We start from the raw sequence: 13,535 nt of genomic DNA on the forward strand, positions 1-13,535 counted from the left end.
AGCTTGGGGAAAGCGGTAAAGCGAAGCGTTCTGAGCCTGGGAAGAAGGCTTGGCTGGGGGACTAGGATTCGAACCTAGACTGGCGGAGTCAGAGTCCGCTGTCCTACCATTAGACGATCCCCCAAGAGCCTGAGCCGGCCGGGCTTTTATGCCCGGATACGGTAAAAATACCGCAAATGGCGCCGTGACCGGCACTTGGTGCGCGAAACGCGGGAATCCCGCGTCGCGAGGCCCGGAACTTATGCGCAAGGGTCCGCTTTCGTCAACTCCCCCAACCCGCAAACAGGGCGGAAATCCGGCCCTGCGGGCTAAATCACCATAAATGATCCAGATCAAGGCGCCCGCGCGTCCGGCGGGCATTATGGATGCCATAACAACGGGCGGTACCACGTAGGCAAGCCGCTTCAGTTGTCTCCACTGCGCGATACCGGTGTCCTCCCCCCCTCACCTCCCTCTCGCAGCCAGTGGTATCTCAAGGGAGCCCCGAAAGGGCTCCCTCTTCTTTTGGCGACTGTCCCTTTGCGTGCGCCCTTTTCCCGCCCCCATTTCCGGCCATTGCGACGACCGGACGCGGGCGCGCCCACTTGGCATTTCGGGCGGCAGGGATTAGCACCCTTGGATATGCTTCAAGGATGCGAATGGTGACGACCGCTCTCCAGAAGGCGCTGCCGCGCCGGGCTTCCCTTCCGATCATGGACGGCGCGGTTTATCTGCTGCTGGCCGTGACCAGCGTCGCTTTGTGGTGGCTCTGCCGCAATGTGCCCACGCTGCTGCCCGTCTGGGCGCCGTGGGATTTCTACCCGCTGGAATTCATCTCCTTCTGGCTGGCGCTCTGGTGGTTCGTCCGGGGGCTTCACCTCTCCTCGCCCGAGGAACGCCCCGCCAAATGGCGCATCGCCTCTTTCCTCATTGGCCTTGGCCTCACCTATGCCGTGCTGATGACGCGCTACGACTATCTCGCGCAGCACATGTTTTTCCTCAATCGCGTCCAGCACATCGTCATGCATCATCTGGGACCGATGCTGATCGTGCTCGGCTGGCCGGGGCAGACGATCCTGCGCGGCATGCCGGAACCGCTCGCGCGGCTTTGCCGCGCGCACTGGCTGCGGCGCGTGATGCATGTCGTCCAGCAGCCGGCGCTCGCCGCCTTCCTCTTCGTCGGGCTCATCTATCTCTGGCTGATCCCGGACGTTCATTTCCGGGTCATGGTCGATCCCCGGCTCTACTCCATCATGAACTGGTCCATGGTGGTGGACGGGATCCTGTTCTGGAGCCTGGTCTTCGATCCGCGTCCCTCGCCGCCTGCCCGCCTGGGGTTCCTGGCGCGAAGCGGTATTCTGATGGGGGTCATGTTCCCGCAAATCCTGATCGGGGCCTTCATCACCTTTTCGACGAAGGACCTTTATGAGTTCTATCACTGGTGCGGTCGTATCTATCCCTCGATCGACGCCATGGCGGATCAGACCTATGGCGGGCTGATCGTGTGGATTCCGGGTGCCATGATGAGCGCCGTCGGGTTATTGCTTGTGCTGAATTTCATGCGCCTCGCGGAAGAAGAGGCAGAAAGCGAGAATGAGGATGAAACATCTCCTGCAATCAACGCGGCAAGCTGGACTGGCATGTAGCCTCGCGCTGGCGCTCGGCGTGAGCGCCTTTGCTGCGGCGCCCGCGCTGGCCGGCGACACGTCGGGCCTCACCCTGTCCGACACCTGGATGCGGGTCATCGTGCCGAGCCGTCCCGCCGCCGGTTATTTCACGCTGACGAATGAGAGCGGCGAAGCCCGCACGCTTGTCGGCGCTTCCTCGCCCGCCTGCGGCATGGTCATGCTGCATGAGAGCAAGGGCGACAAAATGGTCATGCTCCCCGAAGTCGCCGTCGCACCGGGCGAGAGCGTGAGCTTCGCGCCGCGCGGCAAGCACCTGATGTGCATGAAGCCCGCCGCCGAGCTGAAGCCGGGCACGACCGCCGAGGTAACGCTGAAGTTCAAGGACGGCTCGACGCTGACCGGCAGCTTCGACGTGAAGGGCGCGACCGCGACCGGCAAATAAGCTCTTAGAACCAGGCGGCGATGCGGCTCAGCCAGCCGCCGCCTGAATCTTCCCGCGTCAGTCTTTCAAGGTCGGCCGTCATGCCGTCCATATCCGGCTGCGCGCGCGACAGCGACGAAAAAAGCAACCTGATCCGGCCCTCGCCGTCGAACACATAGACGGCGGAGCCGTGCGACACTTCGTATTCACTGTCATCCTTTGCCGGACGCACCGTATAGGCGACACGATAGCGTTTCGCGAGCGCCGCAAGCTCGTTGGGCGTCCCGCGCAGCGCATCCACCTGCGGCGCAAAGGCGTCGGCATATCGCTTGAGGTCGGGCAGCGTGTCGCGGTTCGGATCCACGGTCACGAAGAGCACGCGCACATCGTCCGCCGACTTGCCCATGCGGTCCAGAATATTGCTGATATGGCTGAGCGTGGTCGGGCAGACATCGGGGCAAAACGTGTAGCCGAAATAGAGCAGCACCGCCTTGCCGCGATAATCCGCTTCCGTCACCTGCTTGCCGTCGTCGGCACGGGTCATGGAAAAATGCAGCGGCGGAAACGCACCCGTCAGATTGGTCGCATGCCAGTCCTGCCCGTCGTCGCACCCGGCGAGCGCGAGCATCATCATGCCGGCGCACAGAATACGCGCGACGCGGCCTTTGGCATGGTTCCCCGCGGCGGACGAAAGCCCCATTCCGCAATCTCCTCCTGTCGGACCGGACGGATGCCACGGCGCTACGCCTCCCGGCGTCCCGGCACAATGCGACGCTTCGTCCCGGCTGCCCGAAAGACGCGCAATAGGGAGGAAACTTACAGAGTTTTCATCGCCGGGAAATATGAAATCGGGCGGATCAGACGCAGCCGGCTTGTCCGCGCTGCGCGACATAGTCGGTGAAGATCCAGCCCTTGGTGCCGTCCTTGCGCTCGACCTCGCGCCAGTAGCGGTTGCCGCCCAGCACCTGCAGGGGCTCGCAGCGATTGACGACGCCGAGCACGGCCCCGTCATTGTCCGGCCGGGCGCGGATGAACACATCGCTCGAGGCCAGATAGGCCGGCCGCAGCGCCGCGCGGTCGGTCTCGCTCGCGCCGGTCTCGCTGGACCCGGCTTCGCTGGCTTCGGCTTCACTGGTCTTGGTTTCGCTGGCTTCGAGCTTGCCGGTTTCGGCCTTCCTGGCTTCAACCTTACTGGCTTCGGCCTCGTCTGCCTCGGTCACATCCGGCGCAGCGGAAACGGCTTTCGTCTCTGCCTTCTCTGCCTTCTCTGCCTTCTCTGCCTTCTCGACCGTCGCGGCCGTCTCGGCATTCGCCATCTTCACGGCCGGCATCTCGTCCGCCTGCAGCTCGTTGTGGGCTGCCGCGGCATGCGCTTCCGTGGCCATCGCGGGCGCCGCAAGGGCCACGGTTTCCGAAGCGTCATCGCGGTCTGCAAGATCGGTCTTCACCGGCGCCGGGCTTTTAGCCCTGTCCTCCAGCACCGGCAGCGAGGCCTTGGCCGGGGGAACGCTGGTCTGCGGCGCATTCGTGGCCGCGACATCGCCGCTCTGCGTTCCGCTGAAATAGAAGACGCTTCCGGCGACAAGTGCCATCAGCACCGCCGCCACGCCATACAGGCCCCAGCCGCGGCGCGCTTCGGGCAGCAGAAGCGCCGGCGCTGAATAATCCGTCTGCGAGACGTGATCGTTCACTTCCTCGCTTAGCTTGTTCAGGTCGTCGCCGAGATCGATCTGCAGGAAATCGGCATAACAGCGCGTGAAGCCGAGACGCTGGGGAATGGCGGGCAGAAGCTCGAACTGCCCTGCCTCGATCGCCTGGAGATAGACCGGGCGAATATGGATGCGCTCCGCGACCTCATCCAGAGAGAGTCCGCAGGCTTGTCGCGCATCGCGCAAAGCGGCGCCGATCTTGTCGTGGTGGTCTGACATGTGAAGCGATGACTTCGTTTCTTCCCCGACCCCAAGTTAGCAACCGTACAAGGGTAGCGTTGTGCATTTTTGTCACGGTTTGCAACAGCCATATAAGCCTACTCACGCAATTATTTCCCGCTTATGAAGATCAAGCGGCATATACGCGCTTTCCGCCCATCCATGTTTCCAGAATCTCGATGCCGCCCACCTCTTTGGGCGCCACGGTGAGTGGATTGCGGTCAAGAACCACGAAATCGGCCAGCTTTCCCGGCTCCAGCGAGCCGATTTCATGCTCGGAATGGCATTGCCAGGCCGCATCGCGCGTCAGCGCCAGAATGGCCTCTTCCATGCTCACCCGCTCGGCGGGGTTCAGCACGCTTCCCGGCTCCTTCCACAGGGTCCGGTTCACCGCATTGTCGATGAGGCGCAGCGGCCCCATCTCGCTCACCGGCTCGTCGGAATGCATGGTCCAGGGAATGCCCGCCTGGCCGCAACTCGCCGCGCGGCCCAGCAGGTCGGCCTTTTCCGGCCCGAATATCTCGTCGCGGAAGGCCTTGCCCCAGTAATGCACATGGCCGATGAGGAAGCTCGGGCTCACGCCCAGCTCCCTGATCCGTGCGATCTGCTCGTCATGCAGGATCGAGCAATGCTCGATGCGGAAACGCCGGTCTCGCGGCACGCCCGCCTCATAGGCCGCCTCGAAAGCATCCAGCGCATGGTCGATGGCCTTGTCGCCATTGGCATGCACCACGACCTGCCAGCCTTCCAGCGCGCGGCTCACCACCGTCTCGCGCAGCGTGTCCTTGTCGACATAGGCGATGCCTGTGTCGTCGCGCTTGTAATAGGGGTCGCGCTGCAGGCCGGTGCGTCCCTGATTGGAGCCGTCCGACACGATCTTCCAGCCGACCGCACGCGCGATCTCGTCGCCCTTGCCGAAAGCGATGTCGCTTTCGTCCCAGCGTTTCGCGCCCGCATTGATGAGCGAATAGCGCAGCCGCGCCGTCATATGGCCGGAGGCGGCGAAAGCGTGGAAGGCGTCGATCTCGCCCGGTCCCTGAAAGCCGCCGCTCGCCTGATCGCAGAAGGTCGTGACGCCGACCGCGTTCGCCTTTTCGCAGACCGCCTTGCAGGCAGCCGGCACATCGTCCAGCGCCAGCGCGGACATGTTATGCGCCAGCACGCCGAACATGGTCGCCTGCCCCTGCAGCACACCGTTCGGGTGGCCGTCGGCATCGCGCCCATAGGCTGCGCCCGCCGGGTCCGGCGTTTCCGCCGTCACGCCCGCGATCTTCAGCGCCGCGGAGTTGCAATAGGCGATATGGAGCGAGGCATTGAAGATGAACACCGGATTGCGCGGCGCGACCTGGTCCAGCGTATGCCGCGTGATGCGGTCCGCGCCCGGCTGCAAGGACGGGTCGAACTGCCGCGCGACGATCCATGTGCCGTCTTCCGTTTCCGCCGCGAGATCGCCCATCCGCGCGATCACGGCATCCGCATCGTCGCATTTGAAGGGCCCCACATCGGTGAGCCGGTTCATGATGGCGATGGGGAAGAAATGCATATGCGGCTCGATGAAACCCGGCAGGATGGTGCGGCCCGCGCAATCCACCACTTGCGCGTCCTCGCCCGCCGCCGCCTTCACCTCGTCGAGCGTGCCCACCGCCACGATGCGCCCGTCCTTGAAGGCAAGCGCCTCGGCGATGGAAAAGCCCGCATCCGCGGTCACCACCGTCGCATTCGCCATGATGAGTGTTCCGGCAGGCGCCTCCTTCGGCGCGCCGAGGCTATTCCAGGCGGCGGGCCGCGCGGCATTGGCCAGCGGCGGCAGCGAGATCAGGCCGAGGTCCTGCAAAACCGGCGCGCAACAGGGGCAGCCATAAAGGTCATGTGTATGGTGATCGTGATCGGGGCAGTCGCATGTCTCCGCCTCGCAAATCCCCACCGCCTCGCAAATCCCCATCGTCTCGCCCGGATTGTTCATCTCGCCCTGCCTCGTTTTCGTTTGCTTCTTGTTTTCAGGCAGAGTTGACGCAAGGTCGCCGCCTGTCAAATCCTATCCCCGGCGCTCTCCGGGGCGGGATCGCCCTCTTTCCTGTCGGACAGCGCGGCCGAATGCGCTAGTCTTCCGCCAAACAAAATCGAAAATCCGCAACTTCGGGAGGATAACGACATGAGCGACCGGATCACCGTCACTATCGAGGATGGCGTGGCCGATGTCCGCCTTGTGCGCACCGACAAGATGAACGCGCTGGACGACGCGATGTTCGAGGCGCTGCTCGACACGGGCGAGCGCCTGCGCAACGAGAAGAGCCTGCGCGCCGTGGTGATCTCGGGCGATGGCCGCGCCTTCTGCGCCGGTCTCGACATGGGCAATTTCGGCAAGATGGCCGGCGGTGGAAAAAAGGATAGCGGCGAGAAGAAGGAAGGCGGCGTGCCGAGCCGTCTCACGCCCCGCACCCATGGCATCTCCAACCGCGCGCAATATGTCGTCTGGCAGTGGCGCGAGCTCGAAGTGCCGGTGATCGCCGCCGTGCATGGCGTGGCCTTTGGCGGCGGCTTCCAGCTCATGCTGGGCGCGGATATGCGCTATGTCGCGCCGGACACGAAGATGTCCATCATGGAAATCAAATGGGGCCTCGTGCCGGACATGGCAGGCACCCAGATCATGTATCACCTCGTGCGTGAGGATATCGTCCGTGAGCTGACCTATACGGGCCGTATCTTCCTCGGCGAGGAAGCAGGCCGCATCGGCTTTGCCACCCGCGTCACCGAAAACCCGCGCGAGGAAGCGCTGGCGACGGCGCGCGAAATCGCCGGCAAAAGCCCGAGCGCCATCCGCGCCTCCAAGCGCATCCTCAACGCCGCGGCGGTCGTCAGCGAGGAAGAAGGCCTCACCATGGAGTCGGTCGAGCAGGACAAGCTCATCGGCAGCCCGAACCAGGTCGAGGCGATCATGTCCAACCTCGAAAAACGCGCCGCGAACTATCAGGATTGAGGCAAGCCATGACCCGTCGGTTTCATCGCAATCGCGTATCGGGGTGACACCGACGGCTCATTGCTGACTTATGGGGGAGGTCGGCAGCCATGCGTTTCAGTCTTCTCAGGACATTCGGGTATTTCGTCGGCGGGCTCTGGACCGCGTGGGGCGGGCGGAAACGCATCGAAACGAAGCAGCTCCGCAACCTCAGGCGCCTCGTCGAAAAGGCGCGGCGCGACTCCCCGCTGTTTCACCGGCTTTACGCGGATGTGCCGCCCTCAAGCGAGGTCGAGCTGCGCGACCTGCCGGTGACCCGCAAACCCGATCTCATGCGCGCGTTCGACGACTGGCTGACGATCCGTTCTCTCCCTCTCGAAAAGGCCCGCGCGCATCTCGCGGATATGAGCAAGATCGGCGTGCCCATTGGCGGTGTCGCCGTCTTCCGGACCTCCGGCACGTCGGGCGAACCGGCAATCATCGTCCTGCCCTCGCGCTTCCTGGAATATACCTTCGGCATTTCCCTCGCTCGCTTCGAGCGCTACCACTGGCAGTTCCTCCGGGAGATGCGCAAGCGCGGCATGCGGGTGACGGTTACCGGCGGCAATGGTCACTTTGCGGGTGTCGGGTACAACAAGCTGGTGAGAAGCCTGCATCCGAAACTGGTGAAGGGGGTGACCTTCATCGAGGCCGAGCAGCCCATCGGCCGCCTTGTCGAGCAGCTCAACGCGATCCCGGTCTCCAGCATCGTGACCTATCCGAGCGTGTTGGCGATCCTCGCAAGGGAAAAGGAGGCCGGGCGGCTGAAGATCGAACCGGTGATCCTCAACACGGGCGGCGAAACCCTCACGGAGGAGCTTCGCGCCCGCGTTCTCAAGGCCTTCCCCTCTCTCAAATACGGCATTCTCGACGCCTATGGCTGCACCGAATGCCTGGTGCTGTCCTTCGTGTGCAGCCACGGGCGGAAGCATGTGCATGAAGACTGGGTGATCCTCGAAGCGGTCGACGAAGCCATGCAGCCCGTGCCCGACGGCATGCTGTCGGACAGCGTGCTCCTCACCGTGCTGGCCAATGACGTTCAGCCCTTCATCCGGTACGACCTCGGCGACTGCGTCCGCTTCCACACGGACCCCTGCCCCTGCGGCTCGCCCTTCCGCAGTTTCGAGGTGGAAGGCCGCGAGGCGACGCTCGTTCATGTCGGCGGGGTGACGCTGTCGCCCCTCATCTTCGAGCTTGAGCACGAGCGGGCCCGGCGCGTTCAGCTGGCCCAGACCGGCGAGAGAGAGTTCGAGCTGCGAATAGACGCCACCGACGAAACGGCGGCGGAAACCGTCTTTCAGGAGGTCAGCCAGTCGGTCACCCGCGTGTTTCGCGACAACGGCCTGGCGGACGTCGTGGTGCGGCAAAGCCGGACACCGCCCGAATTCACCGCAAGCGGCAAGTTCCATGAGGTGTTGCCTTTGCGGGCGGCGAAACATCAGGGCTGAGCCGCCCCACCCAAACAACATCGTCATGCCGGACTTGCCTGCCCCGGTGAAAACCGGGGATCCGGCATCCATACAGAGGCTGCGATCTGCTTCGGGGCCGCATGGATTCCGGGTCGAGCCCGGAATGACGGCGTTTGGAAATCAGCTTCCCCTCACCTCAACCATGATTGTCATCCCGGGACTTGCCCGCCCCGGCGCAGGCCGGGGTTCCCGGGATCCACTCGCGAGGCGGCCAATATCAAGGTGAATGGATCACAGCAACGAGTGTCGGGCGCGTCAAGAAGGAGGTCGAATGAAGCGGAGCTTCACATCGACTATCGTCGGATGGTTTTTCATCTCGCATCTATTGGTGAGACAACGCGCGCTTCGCTACGCTCTGGGCTACAGCGGTTGGAAGCGCTGCCCCCAAGTCAAGCCAATGCACACTGTTGTAGTAGCGGTGTTCGTCGCTGTCGATATATCGATCTAAAAGGCTCTTAATTCGCGACTTAGGTAACGCCTGCACACATCTGAGAGCAAAGACGGCTCTGTAACCGTCTCCTTCCCGATCCAACTCGCGTAGGAGCACCTCATCCCGCAAGCCACCAAGCAACCTCTTGGGTAATTGTTTGGCAAGCGAGGCCCTTACGGCTGAATCAAGCTCCAGCGCCAGCATGTCTGCGGTTCGGTCCTTGCCGAGAGAGATAATTGTCGCAGCTCTTTGGTCCGGCAAATTTACGCTGAGTAGACTAAGCCACGATCTTTTCTCGTCTGAACCAAACCCCAACTTTTTGACAAGCTCGATATCAGACCAGCCTCCAAATCGGGAGAAATACGCAAGAATATCCTCGGTTGCATCAACTTCGATTCTCTTAATGACCTTCCTCGCCAATTGAAGGTCTTTAGAGTTTCGCATTCGACAGAGAGCCGAAAGCGCCTGGGTGCACAATCTCCTTCGGAGAAAACTATCGATACTCCTTATTTCACCTTCTAGCTTGGGGTCCAACGAGCCCGCTTCACGCGCTTGTTGAATTCTCTTTTCCAGATGCCCTTTGAAGCAGTCCTGCAAGTTTCCTGTAATTTCAGCCCGCATTTCGTTCGGGTATTTTCGATAGAGCGCTGACACTTCTCGTATATCGAAGATACCTGCGGCTTTCGCCCTAACTTTTAGCGTTGGCAAATCCAATTCCATCAACCGGTTCAGACAATACTGCTCGTAGTAGGTCTCATCAGATGTTTTGCCTTTGGATGTGAACGCACTGACGAAACTTAAATCCCTTTTGACAAGAGCCTTTTTAACAACCTCCTCACTAAGTTCCTGTCCGAGCTTCTTGAAACTTTCTGCCGCCAATAAGCGAACTTCGTGATTGCTGTCGGTCAAGAGTGTTTGAGCCACTCCTAGGGTTATCTCATCACGTTCGAACAACAGCTTTACAGCACGTACACGGATCGTTTCCGGTTTCGCTGATAGACACAATTGCACAGTATCCGTCGTCAGAGATTGCGGGCTTCCGAAAAGCACTTCCGTCAACGCCTCATCAACTTTATCGACTTCTTTTTCAACCAAGCGTTTTACGGCAGCATCCACGCTTGTGCGCGACAAGACGCTAACGATAGCCTCTTCCATCTTTGCGCGCCGATACTGCGGCAATGCCACCGCTGTTTTTTCAAGAAGCGTCACATCAGCCTCGCTTGCCCCCGACGCTAGAAACGATATCGCCGCATCGAACACTTGAGATGGCATGTCCTCAGACAACATCAATTTGATGCATTCATCTTTTTTGGTAGCCAGCCCCTCAAATGAGTCTAGAGATTGAGACCCGAGCCTTAGAATATCGAAAGCATTCCGTTTCTCTGATTGGTTTCCGAATACAGCGAGCAGCCTGACCCGCTCCCAAATGTCGGCTCCATCTACCTTCTTGGAAAGCCACCTCCAAAGGGGAACATTGTGATGCTCAAACCCTACAACACCGCAATCAATGAGCGCTCTCACCTCTCGTTCTGAAAGAGTCTGCTCTCTAAATTCTCGGAAAATCAGATTTGCATCATGGTTGCCGAGGTAAAAGTCGTCGTTGCCAGATCGGTTCACAGCGGTACCAATCAATCGGAGACGGGCGACATCATATGATGATGTGGCGTCCCAATCTGTTGACCTATGCGCTAAATCTTGGAGAAAATCCCGGACACCCTCATCAAGCAACAACGTGTTTTCTGCCGTTGGCTCATCTGGAGAATCTTCGCTGGATGGCGTTTTCTTTGACTGGCCTGCTTGTTGATCTTCGTCAGTTAGAATTAGTGTCTCTCGCCAGCCAATTTCCTCTAACTTTTCTCGGATACGATCCTCAAAATCGTGAATATTAGAAAATTCTTTGAAGAATACTTTATGCTCATCAATGCACTTCTGCTTAAAATCGAAGACCTTCTGAATTTCCTCGCCCGGCTTCATCCCAGACGGAACTTCTATTTTTTTGAAATAGATTGCCATATCTCTCATATGGCCACTTTCGATCCCCTCTTTAGCTCGGTAGTATTCTTCTTCAAACCCCGATGTATAATCATCCGTATCGGCAGACGGTTTGGACCCCCACTTGTCCCATAACACGCCTATAAAATAACTACACCGATCTAGGTCCTCGTTGATTTTGCTTTGAGGCCGAATGTAGCCGGGTACTACAGATTCCCAACCAAGTAGTTTGAAGTGAATCCCCCAGCGCTCAGAATGACTACGGTTTACGCTGTCGACAACGTTATGAGCTGCCTGACGCTCCTCATCCAATCCGCCCGGCGACCCTATGAATATTCGGATCAATTTTAGGTTGTCAGACAAGCTCTCCCCCTCGCGCAACTTTTGGTATAAAGCTTACCACGCTCCAATTATTTGGAGAAAGCTCAGAGGTTGATGGAGCCGCATAACGAAAGCTCGGACGATATTGGATGTCGGATTGGAAAACCTAAGCCTAACCCAATACCGCCACCCCGCTCCCCGGCAGCGCGTCCGGGGCATCGTCCTTCAGCTTCACGCCGGTTAGTTTCAGACGCCGCGCCTCCTTCAGCAGCCAGGCGATCTTGTAGCCGGCAAGCTCCGGCTTGAGGCCCGCGGGGCGGATGTTGGAGACGCAGTTGCGTTCCGCGTTCTGTCGCCCCGGCTTCGGCCCATAAGTGAGATAGGCGCCGAGACTGTCGGATGCGGAAAGACCCGGCCTTTCCCCGATCAGCATCACGCTCAGCGCCGCGTTGAAATGCGCGCCGATTTCGTCGGCCAGCGCCACGCGGGCCTGATGGGCGATGACGAGCGGCGCGACTGTCCAGCCTTCGAGATGTTTGAGCGTCGCGGCGAGCGTCGCCACGGCGTTTTCATGCACCGCGGTTGCGGACAAGCCATCGCCGATGACGAAGACCACATCATGCTCGCCCGCTCCCTCCGGCAGCTCGGCATCCACCGCCAGATGCCGCCCCTTCGACGGGTCCTGCAGATAGGCATGGCGCGTCGGCGCTTCCGACTTTACCTCCGCGACCGACAGTCCGATCCCCGCCTCCGCAATCTGCCTTTGCAGCAGGACCATATCGAGCGCGGCATGGACGGCGTCGCGCGCCCTTGCATGGGCCATCTGGAAATCGAGCAGGTTTGCCGTCGGCAGCGCATTGCCGGTGCGGCCCAGCGCAATGCGCGCGGCGGTGAATTCCTTCAGGAAGGACCATCTATCCGCCCCGCTCATTCCGCCGCCCCATATTCGAGAAGCTGCGCCGCGCCACCTGCCAGCTCCGGCCTCACCTGCCCCTGATCGTCCATGATGTTCATGGCCTTCAGCCAGGCTTCGAATTCCGGCGCGGGTTTCAGGCCCAGCGCGGAGCGCACGTAAAGCGCATCGTGATAGGAGGTGGACTGATAACTCAGCATGATGTCGTCCGCGCCCGGTACGCCCATCACGAAATTGCAGCCCGCCACGCCCAGCAGCGTCAGCAGATTGTCCATATCGTCCTGATCGGCTTCCGCGTGGTTCGTGTAGCAAACGTCCACCCCCATGGGCACGCCCAGCAGCTTGCCGCAGAAATGATCCTCGAGCCCCGCCCGCGTGATCTCCTTGCCGTCGAAGAGATATTCCGGGCCGATGAAGCCCACCACCGTATTGGTGAGCAGCGGCGAGAAGGCGCGGGCCACCGCATAGGCGCGGGTTTCCACCGTCTGCTGGTCGAGCCCTTCATGCGCCTCCGCCGAAAGCGCCGCGCCCTGCCCCGTTTCGAAATACATGACATTGTTGCCGACCGTGCCGCGGTTCAGCGCCAGCGCCATTTCGCGCGCTTCGGCCAGCATGGCGAGGTCGATGCCGAAGCTTTCATTCGCCTTTTGCGTGCCCGCGATGGACTGGAAGACGATGTCGACCGGTGCCCCGCGCTTCATCACCTCCATCGCCGTCGTCACATGCGCCAACACGCAGGATTGCGTCGGAATGTCGTAGCGCTGCCGCAGATCGTCGATCAGGTGCAGAAGCCGCGCCATCGCCTCCGGGCTGTCGGTCGCCGGGTTGATGCCGATTACCGCATCGCCGCAGCCATACATGAGCCCGTCCAGCGTGGAGGCCGCGATGCCTTTGAGGTCGTCCGTCGGGTGGTTGGGCTGGATGCGGATGGCGAGCCGGCCTTCAAGGCCGATGGTGGAGCGGAAACCCGTCACCACGCGGCATTTTTTCGCCGCCGCGATCAGATCCTGATTGCGCATGAGCTTTGAGACGGCGGCGGCCATTTCCGGCGTCAGCCCCGGCGCGAGCGCCTTCAGCGCCGCCTCGTCCGCCGCGTCGGACAGCAGCCAGTCGCGAAACCCGCCAACCGTCAGAGAACGGACGGGTTCGAATGCGCCCGCGTCATGCCCGTCCATGATGAGGCGCGTCACCTCATCCGCCTCGTAAGGCACGAGTTCTTCATGGAGGAAGGTTTCGAGCGGCAGATCGGCCAGCGCAAAGCGCGCGGCGACGCGCTCTTCATCCGTTTCCGCCGCCAGCCCCGCCAGCCGGTCGCCGGCGCGCGCCGGGCTCGCCTTCGCGAGCAGCGTTTTCAGGTCGGGGAAATCATAATGGTGACCGGCAAATGAATGGCGATAGGCCATGAACGCCTCATGGAACTCAAGGTCGTGAGAGCGTAGCCGCTGCGCCGGGCCTTGGC

At 61.1% G+C, this 13,535-nt stretch carries 10 protein-coding genes and 1 tRNA gene; 4 read left to right on the plus strand and 7 right to left on the minus strand.

Annotation, left to right across the window (positions count from 1 at the left end; genetic code table 11):
• Positions 1-50: 50 nt before the first annotated feature.
• Positions 51-124 (minus strand) — tRNA-Gln (locus tag ACSSVQ_RS03625).
• Positions 125-641: 517 nt separating this feature from the next.
• Here ACSSVQ_RS03625 and ACSSVQ_RS03630 point away from each other — a divergent pair.
• Positions 642-1,625: a cytochrome c oxidase assembly protein gene (locus tag ACSSVQ_RS03630; RefSeq protein WP_454180869.1), complete on the plus strand. Its 984-nt coding sequence runs from the start codon at positions 642-644 to the stop codon at positions 1,623-1,625.
• The gene (locus ACSSVQ_RS03635) at positions 1,579-2,049 is read left to right on the plus strand and encodes a copper chaperone PCu(A)C (protein ID WP_454180870.1); all 471 of its coding nucleotides are present in this window, start codon (positions 1,579-1,581) and stop codon (positions 2,047-2,049) included. Before ACSSVQ_RS03630 ends, ACSSVQ_RS03635 begins: the two co-directional genes overlap by 47 nt.
• A 4-nt stretch (positions 2,050-2,053) precedes the next feature.
• Here ACSSVQ_RS03635 and ACSSVQ_RS03640 read toward each other — a convergent pair whose 3' ends face one another.
• The 3 genes from ACSSVQ_RS03640 to ACSSVQ_RS03650 all read right to left on the minus strand — a co-directional run bounded on the left by ACSSVQ_RS03640 (position 2,054) and on the right by ACSSVQ_RS03650 (position 5,919).
• Complete coding sequence (locus ACSSVQ_RS03640; protein WP_454180871.1) at positions 2,054-2,728, minus strand: SCO family protein; 675 nt, start codon at positions 2,726-2,728, stop codon at positions 2,054-2,056.
• A gap of 157 nt (positions 2,729-2,885) precedes the next feature.
• Positions 2,886-3,956: a helix-turn-helix domain-containing protein gene (locus ACSSVQ_RS03645; protein WP_454180872.1), complete on the minus strand. Its 1,071-nt coding sequence runs from the start codon at positions 3,954-3,956 to the stop codon at positions 2,886-2,888.
• 130 nt (positions 3,957-4,086) lie between these two features.
• Positions 4,087-5,919 (minus strand): amidohydrolase, encoded by a 1,833-nt coding sequence (locus ACSSVQ_RS03650; RefSeq protein WP_454180873.1) that lies wholly within the window; start codon positions 5,917-5,919, stop codon positions 4,087-4,089.
• 189 nt (positions 5,920-6,108) lie between these two features.
• Here ACSSVQ_RS03650 and ACSSVQ_RS03655 point away from each other — a divergent pair, with 189 nt between their 5' ends.
• Both ACSSVQ_RS03655 and ACSSVQ_RS03660 read left to right on the plus strand, forming a co-directional pair.
• A complete protein-coding gene (locus tag ACSSVQ_RS03655; RefSeq protein WP_454180874.1) occupies positions 6,109-6,933 on the plus strand; it encodes a crotonase/enoyl-CoA hydratase family protein in 825 nt (274 codons plus the stop codon).
• Between the two features lie 89 nt (positions 6,934-7,022).
• Positions 7,023-8,399: a phenylacetate--CoA ligase family protein gene (locus ACSSVQ_RS03660; RefSeq protein ID WP_454180875.1), complete on the plus strand. Its 1,377-nt coding sequence runs from the start codon at positions 7,023-7,025 to the stop codon at positions 8,397-8,399.
• 343 nt (positions 8,400-8,742) lie between these two features.
• Here ACSSVQ_RS03660 and ACSSVQ_RS03665 read toward each other — a convergent pair whose 3' ends face one another.
• From ACSSVQ_RS03665 to ACSSVQ_RS03675, 3 genes are all read right to left on the minus strand, one after another.
• Positions 8,743-11,205: a DUF4062 domain-containing protein gene (locus tag ACSSVQ_RS03665; protein WP_454180876.1), complete on the minus strand. Its 2,463-nt coding sequence runs from the start codon at positions 11,203-11,205 to the stop codon at positions 8,743-8,745.
• A 130-nt stretch (positions 11,206-11,335) separates the two neighbouring features.
• Positions 11,336-12,094 (minus strand): ethanolamine ammonia-lyase subunit EutC, encoded by a 759-nt coding sequence (gene eutC / locus ACSSVQ_RS03670; protein WP_454180877.1) that lies wholly within the window; start codon positions 12,092-12,094, stop codon positions 11,336-11,338.
• Positions 12,091-13,479, minus strand: a complete 1,389-nt coding sequence (locus ACSSVQ_RS03675) for an ethanolamine ammonia-lyase subunit EutB (RefSeq protein WP_454180878.1) — start codon at positions 13,477-13,479, stop codon at positions 12,091-12,093. Before ACSSVQ_RS03675 ends, eutC begins: the two co-directional genes overlap by 4 nt.
• Positions 13,480-13,535: the final 56 nt, after the last annotated feature.

It is taken from the genome of Parvibaculum sp. MBR-TMA-1.3b-4.2, assembly GCF_053628815.1.

What these genes read in the sequence shown, in the direction of transcription:
- ACSSVQ_RS03655 (WP_454180874.1), top strand. Translation starts at nt 6,109, where the DNA reads ATGAGCGACCGGATCACCGTCACTATCGAGGATGGCGTGGCCGATGTC.
- ACSSVQ_RS03645 (WP_454180872.1), bottom strand. Translation starts at nt 3,956, where the DNA reads ATGTCAGACCACCACGACAAGATCGGCGCCGCTTTGCGCGATGCGCGA.
- ACSSVQ_RS03635 (WP_454180870.1), top strand. Translation starts at nt 1,579, where the DNA reads ATGAAACATCTCCTGCAATCAACGCGGCAAGCTGGACTGGCATGTAGC.
- ACSSVQ_RS03640 (WP_454180871.1), bottom strand. Translation starts at nt 2,728, where the DNA reads ATGGGGCTTTCGTCCGCCGCGGGGAACCATGCCAAAGGCCGCGTCGCG.
- ACSSVQ_RS03650 (WP_454180873.1), bottom strand. Translation starts at nt 5,919, where the DNA reads ATGAACAATCCGGGCGAGACGATGGGGATTTGCGAGGCGGTGGGGATT.
- ACSSVQ_RS03660 (WP_454180875.1), top strand. Translation starts at nt 7,023, where the DNA reads ATGCGTTTCAGTCTTCTCAGGACATTCGGGTATTTCGTCGGCGGGCTC.
- ACSSVQ_RS03675 (WP_454180878.1), bottom strand. Translation starts at nt 13,479, where the DNA reads ATGGCCTATCGCCATTCATTTGCCGGTCACCATTATGATTTCCCCGAC.
- eutC (WP_454180877.1), bottom strand. Translation starts at nt 12,094, where the DNA reads ATGAGCGGGGCGGATAGATGGTCCTTCCTGAAGGAATTCACCGCCGCG.